The sequence below is a fragment of the Pollutimonas harenae genome, from assembly GCF_004153685.1.
Lineage (GTDB): Bacteria > Pseudomonadota > Gammaproteobacteria > Burkholderiales > Burkholderiaceae_B > Pusillimonas_C > Pusillimonas_C harenae.
Genome location: NZ_SDQD01000001.1, coordinates 497,031 through 523,835 on the forward strand (window position 1 = coordinate 497,031; position 26,805 = coordinate 523,835).

Genomic DNA, 26,805 nt, shown 5'->3' on the forward strand with positions numbered 1-26,805 from the left:
ACAACAACATGAATACTGAGTATCTCGAGAATTTTTTACTGGTGATTCAATGCCGCTCGCTTGCCGAGGCTGCGCGACGACTGCACCTTACTCCGGGTGCTGTCGCCGCGCGCATTCGCATCCTGGAGGGAGAACTGGGCGCCAGCCTTATCCAGCGCTCGGGCCATACTGTTAAACCCACCGAAGCCGGACTACGCATCTACAACCGCGCTCAAGCATTGACTCAGGATGTCCGAGACCTACGTGCCTGCGTAGCAAGCGGTGCGCCCGAAGGTGAGCTACGCCTTGGTGTGTTCTACTCTGCCCTCACAACCCACCTTCCCGCACTCCTGGAAAAGTTCTGCCTGAACTTACATCCAGAACTATCCATTCTTATCGATTACGACCCATCGGCTGCACTATGCAGCCGCGTGCACAGCGGCCAGCTGGATGTTGCACTCGTCATAGAGCCTCCATTTACCCTGCACAAAAATTGCGCCTGGCGTACTTTGCAAGAGGAGCCATTGGCGGTCATTGCGCCACTGTGCATGGAAGGGCGTGATGCACACGCCTTGCTCAACGAAGAACCATTCATTCGTTACCACAGGAAGGCCTTTAGCGGGCAACTGGTTGACCGCTACCTTAAAGACAACAGCATCTTCCCACGGCAACGGCTGGAAATTGACAGCTTGCTGACCATAGTCTCGTTGGTGGAGCGCGGCGTCGGCGTATCACTTGTGCCCGACTCCTTCTCCATTTCTTATCGAGAACACCAATTAACCAAGCTATCCTTGCCTAACCGCACCCCTATCCGACGCATAGGCATGATCTGGAACAAACAGGGGCCACGGCTAGCTCTGGCGCAAGCCCTGGTCAATCATGCCACACAAGTATTCGGCACCCGAGAAACGCAATAAATTTGCATTGATAACGCAAAATTTTTGCGCCTTGGTCATAGCTCAGCTCTTTAGAATTGCTGCTGTTTCCTTAGTTTTTTCAGGACAAGCAGGCGAGCATGATTGGATTTCGAATTTTTCCGCTACAAAGCCGAATTGACGCACAATGGGTTAAGAAGTTCAAAACCATACCGGTAGCCAACGTCAGTGACGTCATGGCGCGCATGTCGGCTGGCGGCATATGCTTACGGCCCATGCATGCAGGCGGCGTACTGGCCGGGCCTGCCTTTACAGTCAAGACGCGTCCAGGTGACAACCTGATGGTGCACAAGGCACTTTCAATGGCTGCGCCAGGTGACGTAATCGTGGTTGATGCCGGTGGCGATCTGACCAACGCCATTATCGGAGAAATCATGACGGCCACGGCTGAGCGCCGCGGGCTTGCCGGCATCGTCATTCACGGTGCAATACGCGACGCAGGAACCATCGCAAAAAATGGCTTTCCGGTTTATGCGGGCGGTGTGACGCACCGAGGGCCATACAAAGACGGTCCTGGTGAGATCAACGTTCCCATCAGCTTGAACGGTATGGTGATTCAGCCCGGAGACCTAGTACTGGGCGACGAGGATGGCCTGTTATGCGTCCCCATGGAAGAAGCCGCTGCGGTGTACGAAGCGGCACACGCCAAGCACGAACTTGAAGCACAGATACTTGCCGATATTGCTCAAGACAAGCTGGATACGGACTGGATTGATCAAGCACTGACACGGCTGAACTGCGAGGTAATGAAATGACTCGTGTAGTTCGCCTTGACGTATGGACAGCCCCCTGTTTTGATGAAATTCTCGCCCAAGATACAAATCTAACGCTTCATATACTTGAGCGTAACGGTGATCAGGCGCGTAACTGGGATATCTTGTCTCGCGCCGAGATCTATCATATTTCTGCTGCTCGCGACGAAGTGCCTGTCGAGCTGCAGGCCACCACCGATCTGATTCGCCAATGCCCGAATCTAAAGTGTGTTTCAACGTCCGGAGCGGGCTATGACACGGTTGATGTCGACGCTTGCTCAGCGGCAGGTATTCTGGTGGTCAATCAAGCGGGGGGTAATGCTCAATCCGTTGCCGAGCATGCCATAGCCTTCATGCTGGCTTTAGCACGGCGATTTCCAGAATCCATCCATAAGCTTAAATACGGTACCGGTTTTACACGCGAAGACCTCATGGGAAATGAGCTCAACGGCAAGACACTAGGTCTGGTCGGCCTGGGACACATAGGCACCCGTGTGGCAAAGTTGGCCAATGCATTCGGCATGACTGTACTCGCCTGTGATCCTTATATCGAGGAACAGGAGATCGCTGCTCGCGGCGCACGATCCGTGTCAATGGATGAGCTACTGGCAGCCAGCGACATTATTTCACTGCACTGCCCTCGCACCCAAGAGACCTTGAACCTGTTTGATGCTGCACGATTCCGGAGCATGAAAAAAAATGCCCTGTTTGTGACTACAGCACGTGGTGGCATACACAACGAAACCGATCTATATGATGCCCTGCTGGCGGGTCACATAGGAGGGGCTGGCCTGGATGTCTGGACAGTAGAACCGCCCTTGCCCGACAACCCCTTGCTGGCCTTGCATAACGTCGTCGCGACGTATCACACCGCCGGCGTTACCCAAGAAGGGCGGCGTAATGTAGCCGCACTCGCAGCACAACAAATCTTGCAAATATGCCGCAAAGAAGTGCCTCACCGGATGGTTAACCCGGAAATCTATTCTCGCTTTTCTACCCGCTTTTCAGTTTGAAAATCAACGAAGATAAAAATCTGAAGGAGACTACATTGAAATTCAAAAACACGCTTACACGCTGCATGCAGCACAAGTTTCTCGTACTGGCGGCCGCCACAACAATAGGGGCCATGGGCATGCCTGCTGCACAGGCTGCATACCCAGAACATCCCATCAACATGGTGGTTTCATACGGGCCTGGCGGCGGCACCGATTTGGTTGCGCGGGCAATGGCACCGTATATCGAAAAATATTTGGGTAATGATGCGCGCATTGTGGTGCTGAACCGCCCAGGAGCCGGCGGTGAGATCGGCTTTGCTGAAATCGCGCGGGCCAAGCCCGACGGCTATACCATCGGATTTCTGAACACCCCAAATCTACTGACGATACCCATTCAGCGCAAGACACAATATCATTGGACTGACTTTGATCTGCTGGGCAATCTGATCGACGACCCAGACAGCTTTGCCTTCAACACCACCAAACACGACTTCAAGTCGCTGGACGATCTGGCCAAGTTTGCCAAGGCTCACCCTGGCGAAGTGACGGTTGGCACGACAGGCAAAGGTTCCGACGACCATCTGGCCATGCTGGCCTTCCAAAATGCGGCAGGCGTCGAGATGCTGCACGTTCCCTATAAAGGCGCCGGCCCAGTGCGCACTGCTATATCTGGTGGTGAAATCGTACTTGCAGCCATGAACATTGGCGAAGTAAAAGCCTATATAGCCGGTGGCTCACCTATGAAATCTCTGGGTGTGATGAGTGCAGAGCCGTCGGAGATCGCGCCTGAACTACCTACATTCAAAGAACAAGGCTACGACATCATCATGTCCTCACTGCGCGGCATTGGTGCTCCCAAGGGTTTGCCTGAAGACATTCGCAACAAACTGGTAGAGGCAGTGCGCCAAGCAACGGCCGACCCGGAGTTTCGTAAAACCGCCCAAAAAATGTTCGTTCCACTACGCTATCTTGGGCCGGACGAGTACAAGGCTGAGTTAGCGGCCAACGAAGTCATGTTCAAGAAAGTTTGGGAAGACACTCCCTGGTCCGATTAAACTGAATCGACCAGACAGGCGGGGCTGGCCATGTATTGCCAATGCGGCAAGCATGCCCAGCCCCATCCGTAATAACGGATAGACGCATGCTATATACCAAGCGCAAGCTGAAAAACTTGCTGAGCCTCGACGATTTTGAAGCAGCAGCACGCCGCTATCTGCCACATGTTCTGTTTGCCTATGTTTCAGGCGGCGTGGAAACGAATACGTCAATGAATCAAAACCGTACGGTATTCGAAGAACTGGGGTTCATTCCACGTGTCATGCGCGATGTCTCCAACGTAGACATCCAGACTGATTTATGGGGGCATACATACGCAGCCCCCTTTGGTATTGCACCCATGGGCTTAAGCGCAATAACAGCCTACCAAGGAGACCTGGTCCAGGCCCATGCCGCTGGGCAATTCAATGTGCCTATGATCATGAGCGGCTCATCGTTGACCCGCCTGGAAGACGTCGCAGCGGTCGGCAAGCATGTGTGGTTCCAGGCTTACCTGCCTGGCAAGATGGGCCAGATTGAAGCATTGATTACACGCATCCAGGCCGCTGGTTACGAAAAGCTGGTCATTACTGTAGACACACCAGTTGCCGCAAACCGCGAAAACAATGTGCGTGCCGGATTCTCGACACCCCTGCGGCCTTCACTTGACCTGCTTGTGGACGGCATCACACATCCGCGCTGGACGCTGGGCACCTTCCTGCCAACACTGCTCCATAAGGGCATGCCACACTTCGAAAACAATTACGCCACACGCGGGGCGCCCATAGTATCGCGCAGCGTACTACGCGATTTCTCCGACCGATCGCACTTGAACTGGTCGTACTTTGAACGTATACGCCAGATGTGGCCAGGCAAGCTCATTATTAAAGGTGTGCTGTCAGCACCCGACGCCCGTATTGCTGTGGATCTTGGCGCAGATGGCATCATCGTATCCAACCATGGTGGCCGGCAGCTTGATGGCTCGGTTGCCCCGTTGCGAGTACTGCCGGAAATCGTCCGCGCCTGCCCCAGCGTACCCGTGATGATGGACAGCGGCATCCGGCGCGGTGCTGATGCCATCAAGGCCCTGGCACTGGGGGCACGGTTTGTATTCGTGGGCAGGCCTTTCAACTACGCAGCGGCAGTTGGCGGCGAAACAGGTGTACTGCACGCCATGGAATTGCTGGCGATGGAATTGCAACGTAACACAGCAATGCTGGGGCTAACCCGACTGTCCGAAGTGGACGTCTCATGCCTGCATGCTGTTGTTGCTGGCACCGGGTTGCAGCAATATCTGACCACAAGCATATAGCAGCCTAGAAACTGCCTCTTAGCCCGGTAACAAACAGGAACACTGTTAACGGCCCCTCTGTCACAGCCCAGGCGATAATCGCGATATGGCAGAAGAGCAATCGTCATTCCTGCGCCGCACGACGCGGCGTGCCTTGGCAGCATCCGGCATCACGGCTGCAATCCTGTACGGCTGGTGGCAGGCCATCGAAGGCGCACGTACGGCGCCCAGTTTGCCGGAGGTACAGCCGGGTTCATCACTGGCCTTGGGCCGCGTCCTGCTTACGCCCTTGTCAATTGAGCTGCGGCCGGCAGCCCCCCACTCCAAAAATGCCCAAACACAACTCGTACTGTCCGCTATCGTTGAAAATGTAACGAGTGAAACCCAGGCCGCTGCCTTCGGCTATCCGCCGCGCCTGGTCACAGTAGAAGCAGACCAGTTGGAATTCGGCGCTCCTGACATCACTCTGCTGCGCGACCGCCAACCCCTGCTTCAGCTCCAGCCGCGCATGCCTGAAAAGGTGGAGATTGCCTGGCAAGCCCCTGCAGGCTGGCAAACAGGAGAGAAACTATCACTCACCTTCTTTCGGCAGCAGTTCAAGCTGAAAGACAATCTTTATGCCCGCTCAAGCTGGTTGGGCTATTCGCCTGTTGCGCGCATGGCTGCAACCCCAAAGGCTGCGCCATGATGGTTATACGCTATGTTTTGCCGATTTTTCTTGGCGCGTGCGTCCTGGGCGCCTTGATGATGAGCACGCCCACCTTCGACAGCGTGTTTCAACCCATGCGCAGCACGGCCCACAGCGGCGGCGCCGCGCACGGACGACTACATGCAGCGCGTTTCGCCGACTGGCAAACTGCAGACCAGATATCCTTCGACCGCTACGGAACCACCCTCACACGAGACACTGAGGGGGTTTTCCTTATCGTCGATATCGACATCCTGGATGTGCGCGAGTCGCTACGGCTCACAGCAACCTGGCTGGGCCGCAGTGGTCGCCATTATGCGCAGACCGCAAGAGCGGACGGCGCGCCGTCCACGCTGGACGTGCGCCAGTTCCACCCCGGGCTCGATAATCGAGGCCGCGCTGTCTTTGAGCTGCCCCGCGATGAGATCGAAAAAGGCACACTGCTATTGTCCCGCAAAGGCCCAAACATTCTCGATAGCGAACTCGAGCTGACACCCACCAAAGGTGCCGGCATGCGGCACAACAATTTGCTGAGGCTGGAGTGATGAAACAACTGGGATGGCTGGCATCGGCCAGTGTGTTGTTTGTCATGGTCGTAGCCATTGAAGGCTGGCCGGCCCTGCGCGACCTGAACAGCAATCGGGAATGGCGCAGCATCGACGCCACGCCCGACGGCGCATCCATGAACGAATTGGAGGTCGTGGTAGAAGAGCAGATTGCAGCCATTGCCGCACAAAAACCCGAGCGTACCGCCATGCTGATTCGGCTGAAAATGCAAGTAACGCCCGTAGCGCGCGAGGCCTGGAAGGACTGCAGTGTTTCACTGCGCAACGCAGCCGGCCAGGTCTGGCTGCCGCTCACCAGTGCAAGCACCGACGGCGCGGTCAAAGCCTTGGCGCCCGATCACAAGAACTTCGGCCTGTGCCGCTTATATCCACGAAGCGAAACCGCCGACGCTGAAACAATACGTGCCGACCAGCTTTTTTTGTTGCCCAGCAATAAGCTGGAAGGCTTGCGGCTGCACGTATCCGGGATGGGCACCCGCCCCCATGCCTTGTCGTTTGCCCTTAACCCGAAGATCAGGCGACTGCCTTAGACGCGTCACGCGCCTTCATTGCCAGCGACAAGCCGGCGGCCAATATGCAGAACTGAACGACCATGACCACCACGCCGTCCTGCGGCTGACCCGGCATGCCAAACAGCACATTCAGGGGAACCGCGGCCAAGCTCCAGACGTGGTTGTCTTGAGGGCCGATCCATTGGGCTGCCCCGACCCAGCTCCAACGCCCTAGCCAATCCGCCAGCCGCCACAGACATAGGATCGAGACGGTCAGCCACACTCCCGCCGAGGCAGCAAGCAGCACGCCATTGGCGACGGCATGCCATCGCCTCACCAAGCCGACCCAGAAATGACCAATGAAGTCCGTCAGCGGCTTGGGCAATGCCGCCCAGCGATCCGTCACCCGGCTGGCAATGCGCCGTGTGGGTGCCTCCATCATATTCAGGTCATGTCCATAAACGATGGCGCCAAGATTGAACCAAATAAGCGGCAACAGCGCATAACGAAATAATTGCTTGAGCCAGTCTCCGAATTGCCAGGGTGGAGGCCAATCCACCGGCCGCAGACTCGCATCGGCAATGGCTGCCTGCGCGGCCGGCAGGATCCAATCCAACAAGCTGGTGGGTGACGGCAAGCTGGCCAGCAAAGACACAAACTGTCCCTTCCAGGTACTGAGCACATAAAGACCCAGAATGAGCCAGGTAGCCTCGCACGCCACGACAACCAGTGGCCAGACTCCATGGCCGTTATCGGCATGCAAGGCCTTGGCCCTGCGACGTATGAACCAGATAATGAGCACAGGGATCAGCAACCATAGGGTGCCATCGACCTGGAGAGCAGGTGGGCCCATCGCATCAGGGTTCTGGAAATCAATGCGACTCCACTGCTCTGAAAGGAAAGACTTGGAATAATCGCGCAAGGTGTTACCCAGAAACCCCCAGCCAGCATAATAGCCATAGAACGGTATCAGCACCGCCAGCAAGGCGCTGGCGAACACGGGAGAAGTATCTTCTTGTGTATCAGGTGAGTCTGATGCACGGCTTCTGCGTAGCCGGATCACGGCAGGCCTATCGCGCAGCACAACAAAAATGCCGGCGAATACGATCAATTGCAGCAGGATGATCATGATCACGGCAATCAGGCCGACAAAGCGGTGGACCATGCCCAGCTCTACGGCCAAATGCATGAAAAGCGTTTCGGCCAGCCGGGCACCCAGCAAGATGGTCAATAGCAGCACACCGTACTTGCGCAGCAACTGGCCCGTTTCAAGCAGGTGTGAGCGTGTGATCGTCCAGGCACCATTCACTTCGACAGCCTCCAGGATATGCGTGGCTTAGGCAAGTGAATAATTCTACTGGATGAAGGTGGGCGGTATTCCCGGGTTATGCAACAAGTTGATTCACTGTCGCTATGACTTCAGCACACGATCTGACGGCAGTAACAAAACAATGGCCATAGTGCAGATCGAAATGCCCGCCATGATCAAAAACAAGCTTGAAAAGCTGGATGCCTTGACGATGGGACCCAGCAGCCACACGGCCAGCGAGCTCACACCAAATGAAACCGCAAGACGCATGCCGGCCACACGAGAACGCATGCTGTCGTCCACATATTTGACGATCATGGCATCGGTAAAAGGTATGGCTCCAAAAATGCACACCATGGCACCCAGCAAGGCAATGAACACCCACCAGCCACTGGCTGTGGCCGCCAATATCAGCCACGGGATCTGCGCCAGCACCATACCCAAGTACAAACGCTTGAGCGAAACCTTATCAATAAGATGGCCCACTACGACTTGCGTCAAGGATGCCAGCGCGTAGATCAGGGCCAGCAGCATGCCGATGGAAGCGGGATCATTGATCAGGCCATCGAAACGTTCCGTCAGGAATTGGGTATTGCCATTGGTGGTGAAGTTGAACAGCAAGCTGCCCGTGATGGCAGCAACAGTCATGACCACCAGCGCCCTGGCGAGCTGCCTGGGCGGCAACACCACCTGAGGTGGCTTACGGCTACGCCCGGGCGCAGCGCCCTGCGGTTCACACAACAAGGCGAAGGCCAGCCCGCAAGCCATTGAAATAAGCCCTGGCACAATAAATGCGACGCGCCAGCCCCAGTACTGAACCAGCAACCCCGTCAACAGTGCGGCACCCGCGACACCAAGATTGCCGGCCAAGCCATTGACGCCTATAGCCACACCTGGGCGCTTGGTCCGCTGCACCAGCATCGGTATGCCTACCGGATGATATATGGATGCAAAAGCACCTATCAGGGCGAGGCCCATCGCCAGATGCCAGGGCCCCTGTGCAAAAGCGGTGAACAGCGCAGCGAGCCCCAGCCCGAAGAAGAACACCAGCATCATCTGCCGACGCCCCCAGAGGTCGCCTAGCCGCCCCGAAGGCACTGAGCCGAGGCCGAACAAAAAGAAAGCACCGACGCTGTACGGCATCAGGTCTTCCCAACGGGAAAAATGGAATTCGGTGGCAATAGTGCCTACCGCTGTCGCAAAAATCAACAGAAACAAATGATCCAGCGCATGACCGATATTGAGCAGCAAGAGCACGGGCCGAGGGTGATCGGCTGGCTCCACTTGCATCGCCACTGTTTGGGTATTCATAGAGGATGATTTTCCGTAATGCCCTCACCAACCGCTAAAGCGCGGCCAATTTGCCTTGATGTCTTGCGTTCCCGCCACGACGACATAGCCACTATGCTGCGCCGCCGTGGAACAAGCATGATTGGGCAATATTCTGAGCAACGTCCCCACTGGCAGCATGGGCGTTTGCCCAGGATCATGCCGATGGCAAATGATGCCATGTTCCTGGTTTGCATCGATCATGACCAGATCGGGAATCGGCTGCCCATCAATATTGCAAGCCACACCGTAGCCTTGATCAACGCTTTGCGTGGCCGTACCCCGGTCGCGCGACATGGCCATCCAGCCAGCGTCGGTAATGACCCATCCCTTTTCTTTCTGATGCCCGATAACGGTACAGAGCACAGACAGCGCAATGTCTGACTCTGAACATACGCCCAGCCCTCTCATGACCAAGTCAAAGAACACGTAAACACCCGCGCGCACTTCGGTTACGCCGTCCAGCGAACGAGCGAAATGTGCTGTCGGCGTACTGCCCACACTGACTACAGGCGCTGCATAACCTGCTGAGCGCAACCGTTGCGCCGCATGCACTGCCCCCGCCCGCTCCTGCTCGGCCATCGCTTCGATCGCTTCAGTGCTGGTGCAAGCGTAAGAAGCGCCCGCATGGGTCATGACCCCTGCCAGCCAGGCGCCACTCTCAGCGTCGGACCGGCCAAGCAAGCCTGCGACCTCCAGCAAAAGAGGCGCTTCCGGCGGCACGCCCGAACGATGGCCGTCGGTGTCAATCTCGATCAGGACGGGAACCGTGATGGCCTGTTCGCGGCAAAATTGGGCCAGAGTACGGGCCGACTCGGTGTTATCCAGCACCAAAGTCAAGCGCGCACCCTTTTGCATAAGGCTGGCTACATGGGCAAACTTGTTTGCGGCAATGCCCACTGCGTAAAGAATATCGTTCCACCCATGCTGGAGGAAGTATTCGGCTTCTTTCAGAGTCGATACCGTGATGGGCGTGCCAGGCTCACCGATTCTTCGGCTTACATCCGCCGATTTATTGGTTTTCAGATGCGGCCTGAGCGTCACTTTGAATTGACTCAGGCGGTCATGTAATCGCTGAATATTCTGATCCATGATGGCCGAATCAAGTATCAGGGCGGGTGTTTCCAGTTCGCTCAGTTGCATGGTTGTAATGACCTCATTTGACATGGGCAATCAGCTCGTCACGCAAATCGGTGAGGACTTTGCAGAAAATGGTGGCCGGCAGCGAAGTAACGACGGGTTCGGGCCCATGCCCGGTTTCGTGCTTCAGCACCAGACCCTTGGTGGATATCAACACCTGACGCAACCCAGGCGACTGCTCGATACGCGTCCGTACTGCACGGCCGACGAGCTGGTGGTGTTCCGGTGAGCCGAACGGCATGTGCTTCCCTGCCCAGTATGCCGCTGTTTTGTCCGCCTGTTCACCGGCCTGCTTGGCCTCCCAGGCACTGGACTGAAAAGCCTGCTCACGGCGCGCATCGCCTTCAGGGAACTTGAGACCCTGAATAAAGCCTTCGACTGACGCAAGCAATACACCTTCAAACAGGAAAGGCGACAGGGAAAAGTTGGACAATGCTACACCGCGCCAATCTGTGGATGTGTAGGCGACATTCAGGCAGGAATCAGGGGTTGGCATTACGTGACCTCGTGACCAGTGATATCAGGATTTCAACGTAGCATTATCAATCACGAATCGATACTTCACATCACCTTTGAGCATACGCTCATAGGCCTGATTTATCTGATCAGCCGGTATCATCTCAATATCCGCCACGATGCCATGTTCGGCACAAAAATCCAGCATCTCTTGTGTTTCGGGAATGCCGCCTATCAGCGAACCGGCCAGGCTGCGTCGCTTCATGATCAGGTTGAACACTTGTGGTGAGGGGTGCGGCGTAGCCGGTGCCCCAACCAGCGCCATGGTGCCATCGCGCTTGAGCAGTACGAAGTAGGCGTCCAGATCATGTGGCGCAGCTACAGTATTCAGAATGAAATCAAAGCTGTCGGCGTGCGCATGCATGTCTTCGGCGTTGCCGGACACCACCACCTCGTCGGCCCCCAAGGCCTTGGCCGCGGTGCGCTTTGACTCGGACGTGGTGAACGCCACCACATGCGCGCCCATGGCATGCGCCAGCTTGATGCCCATGTGACCCAAGCCACCGATGCCCACTACACCCACCTTGTGGCCTGGTCCCACCTTCCAGTGGCGCAACGGTGAATAAGTGGTGATGCCGGCACATAGCAGCGGCGCCACGGCGGCCAACTGCGACTCAGGATGGCGAATATGCAGCACGTAACGCTCATGCACGACGATCTGCTGGGAATAGCCACCCAGTGTGTGGCCGGGAGCATCTTCTGTTGGGCCATTGTAGGTACCCACCATGTGATCACAATAGTTCTCCAGCCCTTCATCACACTCGGCACAATGCTGACAGCTATCGACTATGCAACCAACACCGACCAGATCGCCAACCCGGAGGGTTGACACATGCGCCCCCACAGCAGACACCCGGCCAACGATTTCATGCCCCGGCACGCACGGATATAAGGTGCCTGCCCATTCGGAACGTACCTGATGGAGGTCAGAATGGCATACCCCGCAGTAGGCGATGTCGATCTGCACGTCGTGCTCGCCGGGCGAACGCCGGGTGATATCCATAGCTTCAAGTGGTTGGTCGCCAGCCTGGGCGCCGTATGCTTTGATGGTCATGGTATTGGCTCCTGTATCAGGGAAGACGCCGGGGTCGTGGGGCATACGCCACCGACCCAACGGGGTTCTGCTCAAGTAATGAATTCAGTATACACAGCGCCGGATTCGGTACACTAGCACCCATGCACCGTCCGGCTTCGACCCCCGGGCGGGAGTCTTCCGCTATTGAACCGGAGAAAAACATGTCGACCTTCAAACGTCCGCTGGCCGCTCTGGCCGGCTTGTGCCTGGCTATCGCCGGCAGCATCTCGTCTGTCAACGCTGCGCCCCAGACTTTACGCGTCTCGGCCATACCAGACGAGGCACCCACTGAACTACAGCGCAAATTTGAACCTTTAGGCAAATATTTGCAGCAAAAACTGAATATGAACGTGACCTTCCAGCCGGTCGCTGACTACGCCGGCGTGGTTGAAGCATTGGGTGCAGGCCACATAGACCTGGCCTGGCTGGGTGGTTTCACTTTTGTGCAGGCACAGCAGCGTACCGGCAATGCCATTCCCCTGGTACAGCGCGAGCAAGACAAGGTGTTCACCAGCACCTTCATTACGGCCGACCCCAACATCAAAACAAATCAGGACCTGAAGGGCAAAAGCTTTGCTTTCGGCTCTGTATCCTCGACCTCAGGGCACCTGATGCCGCGCTATTTTTTGCTGAAGGACAACATTGACCCGGAGACATATTTCAGCCGTATCGGTTTTTCCGGTGCCCACGACGCCACGGTGGCCTGGGTTGAAGCTGGCCGGGTGGATGCCGGTGTACTGAACACCTCGGTATGGAACAAGCTGGTTGAAGAAGGCAAAGTCAATACCGACAAAGTACGCGTCTATAACACCACGCCGACTTATTTTGACTACAACTGGACGGTGCGCGGCGACCTGGAGCCCAAGCTGGTAGAAGCCATCAAACAAGCCTTTCTCGACCTGGATCCAGCCAACCCAGAGCACAAGGAAATTCTCGATCTTCAACGCGCTTCGCGTTTCGTCGAAACCAGCCCCGAGAACTACCGCGGCATTGAAGAAGCCGCCCGGTCTGCAGGCCTGCTGAAGTGAGCGTGCGGCTTGACGGCGTGACACTGACTCACGCCAATGGCTATCAAGCGCTCCAAAACATTGATCTTCGCATCAACAAGGGCGAGCAGGTAGCCATTATCGGGCCGTCCGGTGCAGGCAAGACCAGTTTGCTCCGCCTGCTGGGCACCGGCCTGATGCCCAGTAGCGGACAATTGCAGATTCTCAATCAAGAGGCCAGTGTGCTGCGTCGCCGCGCACTACGCCGGCTGCGTGCCCGCATCGGCCTGATTCACCAAAACCCGCCACTGCCATCGCGCCAACGGGTAGTGACTGCCGTGCTGGCAGGTCGCCTGGGACAATGGTCATTACCTCGTGCATTAGTCTCACTGTGCTACCCACTGGACGTGCCGGGAGCCAGCGCTGCGCTGGAACCTCTGGACCTTGCGAACAAGTTGTTTGCCCGCTGCGACCAACTGTCTGGCGGCCAGTTGCAGCGCGTTGGTATTGCCCGGGTGCTGTATCAACAAGCTGACCTGCTGCTGGCCGATGAGCCTGTTTCAGCCATGGATCCCGTGCTTGCCGAACACACCCTGGGTCTGTTGCGTCAGGTCGCGGCCCAGCGCGAGCTGACGTTGGTCGCCAGCCTGCATGCTGTCGACCTGGCGTTACGACATTTCCCCCGGCTTGTCGGCTTGCGCCACGGGCGCGTGCTGTTCGATCTCCCGGCCGACAAAGTCAGCCCGTCTCACCTGACGCAGCTGTATGCCAATGACAGTCTGGCCGAGCATCTCGATGCTCCGGCACCCGCCGAGCCGGCAGCGCAGACCAAAGAGAAGCCATACCGATGCAGTTGAACCATGCCGGTGGCCATCCTCATGACCCGGCCGCCTTACCGCGCCTGTTGCTCACCATACTGGCCCTGCTGTTATTGTGGCCCGGCCTGACCCTGACCGAGTTCACGCCAGCGAATTTATTCGACCCACGCAATCTGGATGTCTTCACCCGGTTTCTTGCCGGTTTCTGGCCTCCCGATCTGTCGCAGGCATTTCTTGCAATGCTGCTCAAGGCCACACTCGAAACCCTGGCCATGGCCACAGCCGGACTGGCCCTGGCCTGGCTGCTGGCGGTTCCGCTGAGTTTATTGTCCAGCCGGGCGCTATCAGTATCCGCCCTGCTTAACGGAACACCCAATCTATCGGGCAGCCTGCTGCGCTATCCGGCGCGATTGCTCATGATCCTGTTGCGCAGTATTCCTGAAATTGTCTGGGCGCTACTGTTTGTGCGTGCAGTGGGGCTAGGGCCCACCGCAGGCGTGCTCGCGATTGCCATTACCTATAGTGGCATGCTCGGCAAGGTCTATGCTGAAATCTACGAATCCGTCGATCAGCGCCCGGCCCGGGCACTCATGCAGGCCGGTAGCTCTCCAGTGGCCGCCTTCTGCTACGGCATCTTGCCCGCAGCCATACAAGAACTGACCTCATATACCTTATACCGTTGGGAATGCGCCATACGTGCCTCAGTAATCATGGGTTTTGTCGGTGCGGGCGGACTCGGGCAAATGATAGACCTTTCCATACGCATGTTTGCGGGCGGAGAAGTGGTCACTATCTTGCTGACTTTCCTGCTCTTGGTGTTGGCCGCCGATCAGCTCAGCAATCTGTTGCGGCGGAGGCTGGCTTGAAACGATCTATTGAAGCAGTGTTCTGGCTGGCACTCATCGCGGTAGCGCTGATCGCCTCTTTCAGTTGGCTGCAACTGGACTTGTTCGGTCTGCTGAGTCCCGATAGCCGGCAGCACATGTACAGCTATGCAAGCTCCTTCTTTCCTCCAGACACCTCGGCAGACTGGATGTATAAGATTTTTGAGGGCGCATTGGAAACTCTGGCGATTTCAGCCATTGGCACGCTGCTTGCCGCCCTGGCGGGCGCTGGGTTGAGCCTGCTTGCATCAGGGCGTTTCGGAGCATGGGCCAAGGCACTATCGCGCCTACTGCTCAACGCCTTGCGTTCAGTACCTGAATTGGTCTGGGCCGCGCTGATGGTATTGGCGGCAGGCCTGGGACCTTTTGCCGGTACCCTGGCACTGGCATTACATACCACGGGTGTGTTGGGCCGCCTGTTCGCAGAAGCTCTGGAAAATACGCCCCCTGGCCCGGCGCTGGCCTTGCGCCATGCTGGGGCGGGACCGATAGCCGCCTTTTGCTACGGCACCCTGCCTGGTGTGCTGACACAGTGGCTCAGCTACACCTTGTATAGATGGGAAAACAACATCCGCATGGCTGCAGTCCTGGGGTTTGTAGGCGCCGGCGGCCTGGGTCAGATGCTTTACTTTACACTCAGCCTGTTTCAGCAGGCGCGCGCATCCAGCGTGATTCTGGCAATGGTGGTGCTGGTGGTGATGGTCGATGCACTCAGTGCCTGGTTGCGTATGAAATGGGTAAATTAAATTTGCTGGCACAATAATGCCACCAGGTAAGCAACAAAATCGTCCATGAACATCCCGCCAAAGAAAAAACGCCAGCAAGAAACTCCCGCACCCACTCTGGGACAGCGGCTGTCGTTTTCATTGTGGCCGCTGATAAGCTGCGTCGTCTCGGTACTGTTCTATGTATTTCATGGGCAAATGCGTACGCTGCTGCCTAGTGTCCCAGTCTCCACGCTGCATAATGTTGCAGCCATCACCATTTTCTACTCGTTCAGCTGGCTGATGGCCCGCTCCTTCCGCGCCTTCACTCTGCGCCAGCGCACCGGTGGAGGCCGGCGCAAGGCGCCCAAGTTACTGAGCGAACTGGTCTCGGTCACGCTTTTCACCATTGCCACCATGCTGGCCGTCAGCGTGCTGATTGGCAAGTCTTCGGGTGGCGTGCTGGCCAGCTCCGGCCTGATCATCGCCATACTGGGCTTCGCCATTCGCAATGTACTGGCCGATGTACTCTCAGGCATAGCATTGGGCCTGGAGGCTCCTTTTCGCATCGGAGACTGGGTCGCCTTCGATACGGTCACAACAGGTCGGGTCATCGAGATCGGCTGGCGCACTACTCGCATACTGACGGCAGACGACACCTATATGATTCTGCCGAACAGCCAGATCTCACGCCAGATGCTGACCAACTACAGTGCGCCTCGCAAATACTATCAGGCAACAATACAGATCGTACTGGGACACGACGTGCCCGTTACGCAAGCCAGGACACTGCTGAAGGAAGCCGCCAAGCGCGCCCAGGACAACCCCGGCATGGTAGAAACACAAAAATCCATCGTACGGGCCACCCTCTATAGCCCCGAAGGCATTACCTACACCATCAGGTATTGGGTATCCAATTTTGCCTTCGACATGGAATGCCGGGACGCCGTGCTGACTGCCATCGACGAAACTTTGCGCAAGCACGAGGTATCACGCAGGGGCACCCAAGTGAAGCTGGTGTTGGGACAAGACAAAGTGGTCAGGGGCGAACAGGTACCACCACCGGCTTGAACATGTCATGCTCGCGCGGCTCAAGCTGGGCCAGCAGGCCGGTCTCCCAGGCCAGATACTGGCGTGCCGCCTCTCGGTTGCCATCATGCCGGTCATGGACGAAAAACAAATAGTCGATGCGTTCGGCATCAGGCGGCACATTGGAAGTTGCCATAAGGGGATAACCGGCGGCCTCCCATGCATCCATCCCCCCTTCCAGCAAATATGCCTCTGCCGGCAACTCTAATGCTGCCAATGCGGCCACGCCAGGATCGTCAGCCACCAAAATAAAGGGCGGCTTGCGACCTTGCAACTGCTCTGCGATACGGGGACGAATGGCCCACACAGCACCGGGAACATGGCCTGCACGATATGAGGCGCTTGCACGCACGTCGACCACGATGCATTGGCCTTTTTCAATGCGATCATGCACACTCTTGGCCGGCATAAGAGGAAGTAACGGCAATGCGGGCACCATCGCTTCGGGCCAGTTAAAACCCGACGCCTGCGTCAGGGTTTGTTTCAGCACATAGGCATCATGACCCATCTGACGCAGCCAGCCTGCCACGACAGGTGCACGCACACCATCGTCATCGAACAACACGATATGCGCACCCCGAACACCCACATATTGGTCCGTGGCCTGAATCAGCTGACCACCTGGGGTATGCTGCGCGCCCGGCAGCGTAGCTGTGTTGAACTCTTCTTCCGTACGTACATCGCACAGGAAAACGGAGCATTCCCCCTGTACCAGCCAGTCCAGGACCGTGACAGCATCCACGTAAGGCACGTCCAGTTGTTGCGCCAGCCATTCCGAGCGAGCCCGAGCGTCCTCATTGGCCATCACCTCGCTGTACTTGCGCTTGCTACCGTGCTCGAGATCGAGCCCTTCCAGATACCATCCTTGCGTACCGTTTTCCAATGCAAAGACTGGGTTGGGTATACCCAGATTGATGAGCGTCTGGGCACCAATAATGCTGCGGGTACGGCCTGCACAATTGATGACAACGGTAGTTTTTTCATCAGGTACCAGTTCGTGAATACGATAAGCCAGCTCGCCATTGGGGCAGCATACGGCCTGGGGGATATTCATTTTTCGGTATTCGTTGAACGGGCGCCCATCCAGTACAAGCAACGAGTGACCGTCTTCCATCATGCGCGACAGCTCAGCCGCCGAGATACGCGGCGTACGGCAGGTATGTTCAACCAGCTCGCCAAAAGTCTTGGAAGGTACATTCACCCCGGCAAACAAGACATAGCCTGCGTCCTTCCAGCCACGTGAACCACCTCGAACAATGTGCACGTTGCCATAACCGATGGCGGCCAAACGCTGCGCCGCCTTGCCGGCAATGGATTCGTCATCATCAAACAACACTACCCGCACTGACCGGCGCGGTACCAGCCGCGTGATGTCGAGTTCCAGACGTGAGTACGGTAGCGGCGTGGCAAATAGCGGGTGGCCTTCCCCATACAAGCCATGTTCACGCACATCCAGGAAAGCCAGTTCCCGCCCGTCGTACAGCCAGTCCTGGACCTCATGCGGCTCTATAGTCCGATTCGTCATGTGCACAGTATCCATATTGCTGGTCAACGACGTGTCTGCACGCCAATCTTCATGGTTTCGCAGGTACCCTGCTCAAGGTTGTAGGCCGTACGTTCCGTCAATGTTTCAAGTGCACGTCCGTATAAATGAAGATGGCGTATCGGCTTCTCGCCTTCTATCTGCACGGCATGAATGTCATCAGCCAACAAGGCAATGCCCGTGCCCGGCGCCACAACGACAGTGCCTTCCTGAACCAGGTCTGCCTTGCCAGGCTGACTGGCATCATCCGTTCTGCGATAGACAAAGTTGTTTTCCACACCCTCAACGGCCGCAATACAGGCCCATGTGGTGTGGTTATGAGGAACGATTTTCTTGCCCGGCAGCATGACATTGAGATACAGCGCATAGCTATGATCCGGGTCTTCCTGAATCATGTAGCGTGCCTGGAGCTCGCCGTCGGCTGGAGGAGGAAAGGCCTCAGCATTCCATAGGGATTTATCGGCGGCGAGTGCAATCAGCTCTTCCAGCACCTTAGCCATCTGAGCACGGTCATTACAGTCGGTCGACGCAAGTTTCCTTATGTTTTCCAGGGCAGCATGCGTGGCTGCTTGAGTTTGGGCGGGTATGGCCATCGGGGCAATCCTTATCTGCTATTGGGTACGTGACTAAACACATTATGGTCGCTATGCGGCGGGCACGACAACTCAGGTTGTACGCTTTTTAATTATCGAGTGCTGTTTTTTGATGTTTTATTGATATTTTTTTGACGATTTTTTGTTCATGCATGTCCTAGTGTCCTGTTTAGCCAATACGAATTTCAGCACACCCATCAAGCACATAGGGCTTCCGTCTGATCGCAGGCGAGCCCGCACAGCATATGAACAAAAGAAACCAAACCCAGTACCCGGAATTTTATCGAAATGATCAGCTGGAGCTGTCTGTGGTCATTCCATTATTCAACGAACATGAAGTACTTGGGCTTATGTATGAAAAGCTCAAGACCGTGATCACGCCCCTGCGCATACGCTACGAATTACTGTTTGTAGATGACGGAAGTCATGACGGCACAGCACATGCGCTGGCAACGCTTTCCACGAACGACCCGTCGGTTACGGTCGTATTCCTGGCTCGCCATTTTGGCAAAGAATCTGCCTTGGCTGCCGGCTTGGCCCAGGCTGGCGGCCGTGCTGTTGTAATCATGGATGGCGACATGCAGGATCCGCCGGAAGCCATTCCAAGAATGCTGAATGCATGGCACCATGGCACCGACGTCGTCCGCATGAAACGCCAGCGCCTCATCGGGGAAACGCCATTCAGGCACTATGCCGGCTTGTGCCTTGATCATATTTTGAACGCCATTTTTGATCTGGGCATGCCTGCAGACAGTATTGATTTCATGCTGTTCAGCCAGGAAGCTGCAACGGCATTGGGTCTAGTGGCTCAAAGAAGGAGGCATATGGCATCGATGTTTGCATGGGCCGGGTTTCGCGAAACCGTCCTCGAATATCAAAGATCGCCGCGCGCTGCCGGCACGCATTCGTGGAGCCCAAGACGGCATATTCCCGATTTTTCAGGCAAGGCCGACTGCCACACCATTATCGAAACACTACTGCGCGGCGGCATGCTGTGCGGCCTGATCATGATGCTAACCAGCCTGCTTTATGCTTGTTTCGTCATGGCTGCCATTACAGGCGGAGGGTTCTTCAATTCCGCTGCACCAGCCTTATTCTTTTGGGGCGGATTACTGTTCTTTTCGGGAGGAGCCTGCAAGCATGTACTCAGATGCTTCCGTCAAGCCAGGCACCCCCAATACGACATTTGCAGGCTTGAACGCGCCCATGCGGCAACAACCATGCAGCATGCTTAGGTGTAAGCTTCTGCATTGAAGCGCTGGTTCACCCCAATCTCTATTCGAAGATAACAATATGCCCTTGATGCACGCCGTACGCATGCTGATCGTGGAAGATCACGCCGGATTAGCCGCGAATCTGCTGGAATTTTTCGACGACGACCGTTACATACTTGATTTTGCGTCAGATGGCTTGATGGCACTGCATCTTGTAGCTACCAATGAATACGACATCATCATCCTGGATGTCATGCTACCGGGAGTTTCGGGATTCGAGATATGCCGTCGCATTCGCAACGACCTTCAATGTTCCACCCCTGTCATTATCATGACCTCAAAGGATCAACTGCGCGACAAGGAAGAAGGCTTCACTGTTGGCGCAGATGATTATCTGGTTAAACCGTTCAATTTGCGCGAACTTCAATTAAGAGTCGACGCACTCTACCGGCGCAAGTCTGGCTTTGCACGAACACCAGGAATCAGCATACCTGGCATCCATTTTGATCCGGGAACATTTCTGGTGCGTACCGATGACGGCAACCAGCTGGAGCTATCGGGTACGGCAGCGCGAATATTCGAAGAACTTATCAAGTCTTATCCCGATTTTCTGTCCTACTCTCAAATTCAGGATACCGTTTGGGGAGAACGGGAAGTCGACATGAATACTCTGCGTACACACGTATACTCGCTGCGTAAGCTATTGCAGGATACGTTCAAGTACCCGATGATTAAAACCATACATGGACGAGGATACAGGCTGCTGACACCCAAGCAAGAAACCCAATGAAGCTCAAGTCCATCTCCCGCAGAGTCTATCGCGCCATACTGGCTGTCAGCCTGGTCAGCATGGCAGCCATGGTCGTGACCGTGCTGCTGGTCAACGAAGACCTTGAGCACACCATGCTGGACGTGGAATTCGCACAAGAGCGCGACTTCATTATTGCCAACTACACCGGCAGCGATGTGCTCGTATGGGATACTCCAAATCTGTCCGTCGTTTTTGTGCCTTCAGGCAAGCCTCGCCCTGCCGTCATGCCGCAGATTTTTCGTGGACTACCTACTAAGCACTCGGCCGAAATCGAACTCGCAGGCAAAACCTATCTTGTCGCGGTGGATACCGTTGACACGGGTGTACTTTATGTTGCCAAGAACATCACTCATTTTGAAGATCGCGAGGCCTTGTTTGAGATCGCCCTGACCGTCATGGCCTTGGTCATTATTGCATTCAGCCTGTTGCTGGCGGCCCTGAGCAGCCGGCGCATCGTCAGGCCGCTGCAACTGCTTTCAGACAGGATCAACCGGACTCCCGTAGGATCAAGCATGCCTCGCATGGCCACCGACTACGTGGATGCCGAATTGCACTCGATCGCCATGACTTTCAATCGTTTCCTGAATGAGCTGGAGTCTTACGTACGACGGGAGCAATCCCTGTTGAACCTGGCCAGCCACGAGCTGCGCACGCCGATCGCCGTGATGTCGGGTGCTCTGGATATTCTGGAAGCCCGCAATCAGCTCAGTGCCAACGACCAGGCAACGCTGGCGCGCTTACGCAAGGCATGCGACGAAATGCGGGACAACGTCACGGTCTTGCTGCAACTGGCGCGCCGCGAACATGGCAATCAGGTTCAGCAAATATTCAATGTAGGCCCTGTGGCTGAACAGGTCATACAGGACCTGAAGGCCAGCCACCAGACAGATGGCCGTGTACTGCTGAATGAACAATCAGCACTGACGGTCACCGCCGATCCCGTCATGGTACGCATGTTGCTACGCAACCTTATACAAAACGCAGTCCAGCATACCAAGAATGATATTTGTGTGACCATCACTGGAACTGCCATTGACATTGAAGACCGGGGCCCTGGCTTGTCATCCCATCAGCAAGCTATTTTGCGAGGCGAACAAAAAATGGCTTCAGATGGATCCACCATCAGCGGCTTAGGTCTATATATTGTCACGCTCATGGCCGAAAGGCTGCACTGGTCACTCAATATTGCACAGACCGACAGCCATGGCACAAGAATTCGCCTGAGCCCCGGCACATAGTTAGTCCGCGCCTGATATACGGCCACCTCTTTCGAAAAAAATTGAGTATCACGCGTTCTTGATGGAATCTTGATAATTGTTTGACGAATTCTTGTTGCCTGAACTCGTACGCTAGCGTCATTGCATGTCTCATCGAGTCCCAGCATTGAAATTCTCACTTCCTCCGAAGCAGACAACGCAGCAAGCACCACGCCCAGCCCATCAAACGGGCTCCAAGCCGCTTATAACGCAACTTACCCAGTTCCTGATGGCCGGTGGACTGGCTACCTGCCTGCACTGGTCAGTGATGGGCCTGCTGGTCTGGATGGGCTTCCAGCCCGTAATAGCCACCACCGCCGGCGCACTGGCCGGCTCCTTCCTCAACTACCTGCTCCAGTTCTACGGACCATTCAAGGGCAACGGCACACATGGCGCAGCCATCCCTGCCTATGTCCTGACGGTGATATTGGGTTGGTGCATCAACGCAGGCTTGCTCCATAGCCTGATCCACTTTGCCCACATAGGGCTGGGCCTGGCACAGCTATGTACTACCGCCACTGTTGCCGCAATGAATTTCACTCTTTACCAAAGGATGGTGTTTCATGAACGCACTAGTCGAAAACTGGCATCCTGACATTCCTCAGGATAGCCACATTGAGCTTTCGGTTGTGGTGCCCTTATATAACGAGCACGAGGTCATCACTCTGATGTACCAGCGCTTGACGACTGTGCTAACTGAGCTTGCCATCACTTACGAACTGGTTCTGGTCGACGACGGCAGCCGCGACGGTACACCTAATGCAATAAGCCACCTGGCCAGGCAAGATCCAAACATCACCGCAGTATTCCTGAGTAGAAACTTCGGCAAGGAGGCTGCCCTGACTGCCGGCATCGAGCATGCCGCCGGCGCCGCAGTCGTTATCATTGACGCCGACCTGCAAGACCCTCCGGAGCTGATTCCACAGATGCTGGACGCCTGGCGAAACGGAGCCGATGTCGTGTGCATGCGCCGCCGTTCCAGAGCCGGCGAAACCTGGCTCAAGCGAGCCAGCGCACACCACTTCTATCGCTTGTTGAATACAATCAGCGACGTAGAGATTCCGGCCGACACAGGCGACTTCCGGCTGCTCAGTCGCAAGGCGGTCTATGCCCTGCAGCAGCTGAATGAGCGCAACCGCTATATGAAGGGGCTGTTTGCCTGGATAGGTCTACCCACTACCGTCATTGAATACGATCGCATGCCTCGCGCGGCGGGCATCACCAAATGGGATTATCTAGGTCTGCTCAATCTTGCCTTCCAGGGCATCACCTCTTTTTCGACGGCACCACTCAGGTTTGTCATGGGCAGCGGCCTATTGACCGCCCTACTCGGCGTGCTATTCACCTTGTGGATAGTGACGAAGGCGCTGCTCCTGGGAGATCCGGTGCAAGGCTATCCCTCGCTGATCTCGATGATTACGATTCTCGGCGGCGTCCAGCTCCTATCCATAGGCTTGCTGGGCGAGTATCTGGGCAAAACTTATTATGAAGCGAAACAGCGCCCTGTGTACCTGGTGCGCGACGTACTGAAGCGGGGAAAATCTGTCGACAACATGACGGCATACAAAAATTTCTCGTCTATAAAAAAAGAAACATATGCACCGTTCAGATAAGACCCCCTGGATCATTCTGGCAACCGTGCTGCTTTTGCCACTGATTTCCATCAGCGTCATTCCTTTTTATGACACCAGTGAACCCCGCTATGCGGAGATAGCCCGCATCATGGCGCAATCGGGCGACTGGATAACACCCTGGTTCAGTCCTGGCATCCCCTTTTGGGGTAAACCGCCTCTTTCATTCTGGGCGCAAGCTCTGTCCATGAAGGCATTCGGCTATACCGAATTTGCTGGAAGATTTCCATCATGGATATGCCTGCTGCTCAGCAATGCCATTCTGCTGAGGGGCATCGGCCTCTTGCGTGGCCCACGCATCGGGCTTTGGACGGCCATCATCTACAGCACCTGCACCTTGGTCTATATCAGCTCAGGGGCAGTGCTCACCGATCCCTTCCTGGCGTTGGGCACCACACTGTCATTGGTTTCCTTTGCAGTATCCGTCCGCACCCAGAACCAGATAAAAGCAGAGGGTAAACCCCGGCATGGCGGGTGGTCTTACGGACTCTTCATCGGCCTGGCGATTGGCCTGCTGGCCAAAGGACCATTAGCGGTAGTGTTGACCGTCGCACCTATATCAATCTGGTATGCAATGAACCGCAAGAGCGTTTTATTGGCAACATCATTACCATGGCTCAAAGGTCTGTTGCTGATGACTGTACTAAGCCTACCCTGGTACATATTGGCCGAAATCAAGACACCAGGCTTTCTGGACTATTTCATTGTGGGCGAGCACTTTCGTCGATTCCTTGATCCTGGCTGGACAGGCGACTTGTATGGTACGGCCCACAAGCAGGCATATGGAATGATTTGGTATTACTGGCTCCAGGCATCGTTTCCATGGGGTATTTTGACCCTTATTGCCATGCTTGGCGCGTTGCGCAGTACACGTTTGCGTTCAGCCATGCAAGCTGTGCGCCAAGACCCCTGGTTCAGCTATTGGTTAGCCAGCGCCCTGTTTGCGCCGCTATTTTTCACTTTCTCGGCCAACATACTTTGGACTTATCTTCTACCTTCACTGGCCGGATTCAGTGTGCTGGCCGCAGGCTTTGCCCAACAACTGGAAGAACGCTTCAATTTTCCAAGACAAAGGCTATGGCCGGCGACGGGCCTTGTACCTGCAGTCATTCTGATACTAAGTGCAGTTGCCTGGATCAATCCCGACCTGCGCAACACTGAACGCAGCCTCGTGCGCTACGCCATGCAACACAATGAATCCATACCCTTGCTCTACCTTTCGACCCCGCCTTTCTCGGCACAGTTCTACTCGGGCGGACACGCCAGGGCAATACAAGCAAGCGAACTGGCCCAAGCCATTAAAAGCAAGGCGCCATTCTATCTGGCGATTCCAAAGGATCAACAAGATACTGTTGCAAGAATGCTTAAGAAAGCACCTAGTGTGGCCTTCACCAACAAGCGCTACGCACTTGTGAGGATCCCGGCTGGTTCGTGAGATCTTGTGCTATCTGCTTGCAACTTTATTTCACTGGATTTCATAACAGCCCTGCTATTTGACTGAACTGTTTCTGGCGGTTTCGACCGCCATCAAGACCACTGCATTCCGAATTAGGATAGGGACGTGACTAGACCGTCTGCGTAGGCAGCCTGGGAGAAAACATGTCCTTTACCCTCTTCAAAGAATCCGCCTCGTCCGGCGGAAAGAATCGCTCAAGGTGGCTGCGCGGAATCATGGTGGTCGGGCTGGCCTTTACTGTTTCAGCCTGTGCATATGATTCCCATTACTATCATTCGCGCGGTGGTTACAGCGTCGGGCACTATGGTTATTATGATTATGGCCGCTACGATCATGATCGCTACTCCAGTCGGTCGGACTGGCGTGCACACGCCCGCCATCGGCAAATACAGCGACGTCAACACGCCCAAGAACAACGCCGTCGAATCGACTCACGCAAACGATTCGAACGCAGGCGTTACCACGAGGCACGCAAACACCACAGCTCGGCTCAAAGCAGACAGCGTGCCCACAGACAGCACAGTCGGACCGAACGCTCAAGGCATAGACAGGAGGATCGACGACATCGGTGATGGCTTCAATCCTCCACTAACCCGTATCGACCTATGCCATCAAGTCAGCGCGTTCGGATTCACGGCCCTGTCATACTGTATGGGCCAGCTGGAAACACCATCCAGCTGCTGCTGGGCACGCAGTGGCCAATAAGGGTCACGCAACAAGGCGCGCGCCAAAAAGATCAAATCGGCCTGGCCCGCCGCAAGAATATCTTCTGCCTGCTGCGGCTCCGTGATCAGGCCCACGGCGCCTGTTGCAATATTGGCCCCCTGACGCACAGCGGCGGACAAGGGAACCTGAAAGCCAGGTGCCACAGGACCACGTGAATCTGGTACCACAGAGCCGCTGGAACAATCGACCAGGTCAACGCCGGCCGACGCCAACTGGCGGGCAAAAGTGACAGACTCTTCCACACTCCAACCGCCATCCAGCCAGTCTGTAGCCGATATACGCACAAACAAAGGCAGATGATCGGGCCAGACCTTACGCACGGCCTTGGCCAACTGCAATGGGAAGGCTATGCGCTGTTCAAATCCGCCCCCGTATTCATCGCTGCGGGTATTGGAAAGCGGCGACAGGAACTGGTGCAGCAGATAACCATGCCCCATATGCAGCTCCAGCACTTCGAAGCCTGCTGCCAGACTGCGCTGAGCCGCATCGGTAAACTCATTGATCACCCGCTGTATGTCTTGCATCGACATTTCACGTGGCACCGTATATTCGTCATTGAAGGGTGTATTGCTTGGCCCCATGGTGGACCACCCACCTTCGCTCACCGTCACAGCCTTTCGTCCTTGCCAGGGCACTTGAGTCGAACCTTTGCGGCCTGCATGGGCCAGCTGAATTGCAGGGACGGCACCCTGGCTCTTCACAAACTCTGTAATCTGGCGAAACTGATCAAGTTGAGCCGAATTCCAGATACCAATGTCTTTGTCGGAAATGCGCGCGTCGGGTGCCACAGAGGCGGCCTCGACCATCACCAGCCCCGCACCGCCGACAGCGCGACTGCCCAAATGAACAACATGCCATGTATTGGGCAAACCATCGTCCGCCGAATACTGGCACATAGGCGATACACCAACACGGTTTTTCAGGACAATGCCACGGCATGAATACGGAGAGAAAAGCTTGGAGCTCATAACAGGCCATCAAGAAGTTAGCTGA

The 26,805-nt window shown here is 55.8% G+C and carries 27 protein-coding genes; 19 read left to right on the forward strand and 8 right to left on the reverse strand.

What is annotated here, in order from left to right; all coding sequences use genetic code 11:
- Positions 1 to 8 precede the first annotated feature (8 nt).
- The 8 genes from ERD84_RS02295 to ERD84_RS02330 all read left to right on the forward strand — a co-directional run bounded on the left by ERD84_RS02295 (position 9) and on the right by ERD84_RS02330 (position 6,771).
- Positions 9 to 896, forward strand: coding sequence for a LysR substrate-binding domain-containing protein (locus ERD84_RS02295; protein WP_130037865.1), 888 nt, complete (start codon positions 9 to 11; stop codon positions 894 to 896).
- Between the two features lie 98 nt (positions 897 to 994).
- The gene (locus ERD84_RS02300; RefSeq protein ID WP_130037867.1) at positions 995 to 1,669 is read left to right on the forward strand and encodes an RraA family protein; all 675 of its coding nucleotides are present in this window, start codon (positions 995 to 997) and stop codon (positions 1,667 to 1,669) included.
- Positions 1,666 to 2,679 carry a hydroxyacid dehydrogenase gene (locus ERD84_RS02305; protein WP_130037869.1) on the forward strand — a complete coding sequence of 338 codons (1,014 nt, stop codon included), beginning with the start codon at positions 1,666 to 1,668 and terminating at the stop codon, positions 2,677 to 2,679. The genes ERD84_RS02300 and ERD84_RS02305 overlap by 4 nt, the downstream gene beginning before the upstream one ends.
- A 65-nt stretch (positions 2,680 to 2,744) precedes the next feature.
- Complete coding sequence (locus ERD84_RS02310; protein WP_371743153.1) at positions 2,745 to 3,716, forward strand: Bug family tripartite tricarboxylate transporter substrate binding protein; 972 nt, start codon at positions 2,745 to 2,747, stop codon at positions 3,714 to 3,716.
- Positions 3,717 to 3,802: 86 nt separating this feature from the next.
- Complete coding sequence (locus tag ERD84_RS02315) at positions 3,803 to 5,008, forward strand: alpha-hydroxy acid oxidase (protein WP_245150597.1); 1,206 nt, start codon at positions 3,803 to 3,805, stop codon at positions 5,006 to 5,008.
- 85 nt (positions 5,009 to 5,093) lie between these two features.
- Entirely contained in the window at positions 5,094 to 5,675 is a 582-nt protein-coding gene (locus ERD84_RS02320) for a hypothetical protein (RefSeq protein ID WP_130037875.1), read from the forward strand.
- Positions 5,672 to 6,220: a hypothetical protein gene (locus ERD84_RS02325; protein ID WP_130037877.1), complete on the forward strand. Its 549-nt coding sequence runs from the start codon at positions 5,672 to 5,674 to the stop codon at positions 6,218 to 6,220. The genes ERD84_RS02320 and ERD84_RS02325 overlap by 4 nt, the downstream gene beginning before the upstream one ends.
- Positions 6,220 to 6,771 (forward strand): hypothetical protein, encoded by a 552-nt coding sequence (locus ERD84_RS02330; protein ID WP_130037879.1) that lies wholly within the window; start codon positions 6,220 to 6,222, stop codon positions 6,769 to 6,771. Before ERD84_RS02325 ends, ERD84_RS02330 begins: the two co-directional genes overlap by 1 nt.
- Here ERD84_RS02330 and ERD84_RS02335 read toward each other — a convergent pair.
- From ERD84_RS02335 to ERD84_RS02355, 5 genes are all read right to left on the reverse strand, one after another.
- Positions 6,755 to 8,041 (reverse strand): hypothetical protein, encoded by a 1,287-nt coding sequence (locus tag ERD84_RS02335; protein ID WP_130037881.1) that lies wholly within the window; start codon positions 8,039 to 8,041, stop codon positions 6,755 to 6,757. The two genes, ERD84_RS02330 and ERD84_RS02335, sit on opposite strands and share 17 nt — an antisense overlap.
- A gap of 102 nt (positions 8,042 to 8,143) precedes the next feature.
- Complete coding sequence (locus ERD84_RS02340) at positions 8,144 to 9,352, reverse strand: MFS transporter (protein WP_130037883.1); 1,209 nt, start codon at positions 9,350 to 9,352, stop codon at positions 8,144 to 8,146.
- A 24-nt stretch (positions 9,353 to 9,376) separates the two neighbouring features.
- The gene (locus tag ERD84_RS02345) at positions 9,377 to 10,537 is read right to left on the reverse strand and encodes an alanine racemase (RefSeq protein WP_130037885.1); all 1,161 of its coding nucleotides are present in this window, start codon (positions 10,535 to 10,537) and stop codon (positions 9,377 to 9,379) included.
- Complete coding sequence (locus ERD84_RS02350; RefSeq protein ID WP_130037887.1) at positions 10,527 to 11,006, reverse strand: NADAR family protein; 480 nt, start codon at positions 11,004 to 11,006, stop codon at positions 10,527 to 10,529. Before ERD84_RS02350 ends, ERD84_RS02345 begins: the two co-directional genes overlap by 11 nt.
- A gap of 24 nt (positions 11,007 to 11,030) precedes the next feature.
- Positions 11,031 to 12,080: an NAD(P)-dependent alcohol dehydrogenase gene (locus ERD84_RS02355; RefSeq protein ID WP_130037889.1), complete on the reverse strand. Its 1,050-nt coding sequence runs from the start codon at positions 12,078 to 12,080 to the stop codon at positions 11,031 to 11,033.
- A 182-nt stretch (positions 12,081 to 12,262) separates the two neighbouring features.
- Here ERD84_RS02355 and ERD84_RS02360 point away from each other — a divergent pair, with 182 nt between their 5' ends.
- The 5 genes from ERD84_RS02360 to ERD84_RS02380 are packed head-to-tail and all read left to right on the forward strand — an operon-like array spanning position 12,263 to position 16,564.
- Positions 12,263 to 13,129, forward strand: coding sequence for a putative selenate ABC transporter substrate-binding protein (locus tag ERD84_RS02360; RefSeq protein ID WP_130037891.1), 867 nt, complete (start codon positions 12,263 to 12,265; stop codon positions 13,127 to 13,129).
- The gene (locus ERD84_RS02365; protein WP_130037893.1) at positions 13,126 to 13,944 is read left to right on the forward strand and encodes a phosphonate ABC transporter ATP-binding protein; all 819 of its coding nucleotides are present in this window, start codon (positions 13,126 to 13,128) and stop codon (positions 13,942 to 13,944) included. The genes ERD84_RS02360 and ERD84_RS02365 overlap by 4 nt, the downstream gene beginning before the upstream one ends.
- Complete coding sequence (gene phnE, locus ERD84_RS02370) at positions 13,935 to 14,771, forward strand: phosphonate ABC transporter, permease protein PhnE (protein WP_130037895.1); 837 nt, start codon at positions 13,935 to 13,937, stop codon at positions 14,769 to 14,771. Before ERD84_RS02365 ends, phnE (ERD84_RS02370) begins: the two co-directional genes overlap by 10 nt.
- Positions 14,768 to 15,535, forward strand: coding sequence for a phosphonate ABC transporter, permease protein PhnE (gene phnE / locus ERD84_RS02375; protein ID WP_130037897.1), 768 nt, complete (start codon positions 14,768 to 14,770; stop codon positions 15,533 to 15,535). The genes phnE (ERD84_RS02370) and phnE (ERD84_RS02375) overlap by 4 nt, the downstream gene beginning before the upstream one ends.
- A 45-nt stretch (positions 15,536 to 15,580) precedes the next feature.
- On the forward strand, positions 15,581 to 16,564 hold the full coding sequence (locus tag ERD84_RS02380; RefSeq protein WP_130037899.1) for a mechanosensitive ion channel family protein: 984 nt from the start codon (positions 15,581 to 15,583) through the stop codon (positions 16,562 to 16,564).
- Here the strand turns inward: ERD84_RS02380 and ERD84_RS02385 are convergent.
- Both ERD84_RS02385 and ERD84_RS02390 read right to left on the reverse strand, forming a co-directional pair.
- Positions 16,533 to 18,107, reverse strand: coding sequence for a rhodanese-like domain-containing protein (locus tag ERD84_RS02385; protein WP_130037901.1), 1,575 nt, complete (start codon positions 18,105 to 18,107; stop codon positions 16,533 to 16,535). The two genes, ERD84_RS02380 and ERD84_RS02385, sit on opposite strands and share 32 nt — an antisense overlap.
- Before the next feature lie 23 nt (positions 18,108 to 18,130).
- Positions 18,131 to 18,718, reverse strand: coding sequence for a cysteine dioxygenase family protein (locus ERD84_RS02390; RefSeq protein WP_130037903.1), 588 nt, complete (start codon positions 18,716 to 18,718; stop codon positions 18,131 to 18,133).
- A gap of 245 nt (positions 18,719 to 18,963) precedes the next feature.
- Between ERD84_RS02390 and ERD84_RS02395 the strand changes: the two genes are divergently transcribed.
- The 6 genes from ERD84_RS02395 to ERD84_RS02420 all read left to right on the forward strand — a co-directional run bounded on the left by ERD84_RS02395 (position 18,964) and on the right by ERD84_RS02420 (position 25,065).
- A complete protein-coding gene (locus ERD84_RS02395; protein WP_130037905.1) occupies positions 18,964 to 19,953 on the forward strand; it encodes a glycosyltransferase in 990 nt (329 codons plus the stop codon).
- 58 nt (positions 19,954 to 20,011) lie between these two features.
- Positions 20,012 to 20,722, forward strand: coding sequence for a response regulator transcription factor (locus ERD84_RS02400; protein ID WP_130037907.1), 711 nt, complete (start codon positions 20,012 to 20,014; stop codon positions 20,720 to 20,722).
- Positions 20,719 to 21,981 carry a sensor histidine kinase gene (locus ERD84_RS02405; protein WP_130037909.1) on the forward strand — a complete coding sequence of 421 codons (1,263 nt, stop codon included), beginning with the start codon at positions 20,719 to 20,721 and terminating at the stop codon, positions 21,979 to 21,981. Before ERD84_RS02400 ends, ERD84_RS02405 begins: the two co-directional genes overlap by 4 nt.
- A gap of 145 nt (positions 21,982 to 22,126) precedes the next feature.
- Positions 22,127 to 22,594, forward strand: coding sequence for a GtrA family protein (locus ERD84_RS02410; protein ID WP_167667223.1), 468 nt, complete (start codon positions 22,127 to 22,129; stop codon positions 22,592 to 22,594).
- The gene (locus ERD84_RS02415) at positions 22,563 to 23,612 is read left to right on the forward strand and encodes a glycosyltransferase family 2 protein (protein ID WP_130037913.1); all 1,050 of its coding nucleotides are present in this window, start codon (positions 22,563 to 22,565) and stop codon (positions 23,610 to 23,612) included. Before ERD84_RS02410 ends, ERD84_RS02415 begins: the two co-directional genes overlap by 32 nt.
- The gene (locus ERD84_RS02420) at positions 23,596 to 25,065 is read left to right on the forward strand and encodes an ArnT family glycosyltransferase (protein ID WP_130037915.1); all 1,470 of its coding nucleotides are present in this window, start codon (positions 23,596 to 23,598) and stop codon (positions 25,063 to 25,065) included. Before ERD84_RS02415 ends, ERD84_RS02420 begins: the two co-directional genes overlap by 17 nt.
- Before the next feature lie 632 nt (positions 25,066 to 25,697).
- Here the strand turns inward: ERD84_RS02420 and ERD84_RS02425 are convergent.
- Positions 25,698 to 26,780: an NADH:flavin oxidoreductase/NADH oxidase gene (locus ERD84_RS02425; RefSeq protein WP_130037917.1), complete on the reverse strand. Its 1,083-nt coding sequence runs from the start codon at positions 26,778 to 26,780 to the stop codon at positions 25,698 to 25,700.
- Positions 26,781 to 26,805 lie beyond the last annotated feature (25 nt).

Bases quoted from the DNA above. Each gene is read 5' to 3' on its own strand.
- ERD84_RS02295 (WP_130037865.1), top strand. From the start codon at position 9: ATGAATACTGAGTATCTCGAGAATTTTTTACTGGTGATTCAATGCCGC.
- ERD84_RS02300 (WP_130037867.1), top strand. From the start codon at position 995: ATGATTGGATTTCGAATTTTTCCGCTACAAAGCCGAATTGACGCACAA.
- ERD84_RS02305 (WP_130037869.1), top strand. From the start codon at position 1,666: ATGACTCGTGTAGTTCGCCTTGACGTATGGACAGCCCCCTGTTTTGAT.
- ERD84_RS02310 (WP_371743153.1), top strand. From the start codon at position 2,745: ATGCAGCACAAGTTTCTCGTACTGGCGGCCGCCACAACAATAGGGGCC.
- ERD84_RS02315 (WP_245150597.1), top strand. From the start codon at position 3,803: ATGCTATATACCAAGCGCAAGCTGAAAAACTTGCTGAGCCTCGACGAT.
- ERD84_RS02320 (WP_130037875.1), top strand. From the start codon at position 5,094: ATGGCAGAAGAGCAATCGTCATTCCTGCGCCGCACGACGCGGCGTGCC.
- ERD84_RS02325 (WP_130037877.1), top strand. From the start codon at position 5,672: ATGATGGTTATACGCTATGTTTTGCCGATTTTTCTTGGCGCGTGCGTC.
- ERD84_RS02330 (WP_130037879.1), top strand. From the start codon at position 6,220: ATGAAACAACTGGGATGGCTGGCATCGGCCAGTGTGTTGTTTGTCATG.
- ERD84_RS02340 (WP_130037883.1), bottom strand. From the start codon at position 9,352: ATGAATACCCAAACAGTGGCGATGCAAGTGGAGCCAGCCGATCACCCT.
- ERD84_RS02345 (WP_130037885.1), bottom strand. From the start codon at position 10,537: ATGTCAAATGAGGTCATTACAACCATGCAACTGAGCGAACTGGAAACA.
- ERD84_RS02350 (WP_130037887.1), bottom strand. From the start codon at position 11,006: ATGCCAACCCCTGATTCCTGCCTGAATGTCGCCTACACATCCACAGAT.
- ERD84_RS02355 (WP_130037889.1), bottom strand. From the start codon at position 12,080: ATGACCATCAAAGCATACGGCGCCCAGGCTGGCGACCAACCACTTGAA.
- ERD84_RS02360 (WP_130037891.1), top strand. From the start codon at position 12,263: ATGTCGACCTTCAAACGTCCGCTGGCCGCTCTGGCCGGCTTGTGCCTG.
- phnE (WP_130037895.1), top strand. From the start codon at position 13,935: ATGCAGTTGAACCATGCCGGTGGCCATCCTCATGACCCGGCCGCCTTA.
- ERD84_RS02380 (WP_130037899.1), top strand. From the start codon at position 15,581: ATGAACATCCCGCCAAAGAAAAAACGCCAGCAAGAAACTCCCGCACCC.
- ERD84_RS02385 (WP_130037901.1), bottom strand. From the start codon at position 18,107: ATGACGAATCGGACTATAGAGCCGCATGAGGTCCAGGACTGGCTGTAC.
- ERD84_RS02390 (WP_130037903.1), bottom strand. From the start codon at position 18,718: ATGGCCATACCCGCCCAAACTCAAGCAGCCACGCATGCTGCCCTGGAA.
- ERD84_RS02395 (WP_130037905.1), top strand. From the start codon at position 18,964: ATGAACAAAAGAAACCAAACCCAGTACCCGGAATTTTATCGAAATGAT.
- ERD84_RS02400 (WP_130037907.1), top strand. From the start codon at position 20,012: ATGCCCTTGATGCACGCCGTACGCATGCTGATCGTGGAAGATCACGCC.
- ERD84_RS02405 (WP_130037909.1), top strand. From the start codon at position 20,719: ATGAAGCTCAAGTCCATCTCCCGCAGAGTCTATCGCGCCATACTGGCT.
- ERD84_RS02415 (WP_130037913.1), top strand. From the start codon at position 22,563: ATGAACGCACTAGTCGAAAACTGGCATCCTGACATTCCTCAGGATAGC.
- ERD84_RS02420 (WP_130037915.1), top strand. From the start codon at position 23,596: ATGCACCGTTCAGATAAGACCCCCTGGATCATTCTGGCAACCGTGCTG.
- ERD84_RS02425 (WP_130037917.1), bottom strand. From the start codon at position 26,780: ATGAGCTCCAAGCTTTTCTCTCCGTATTCATGCCGTGGCATTGTCCTG.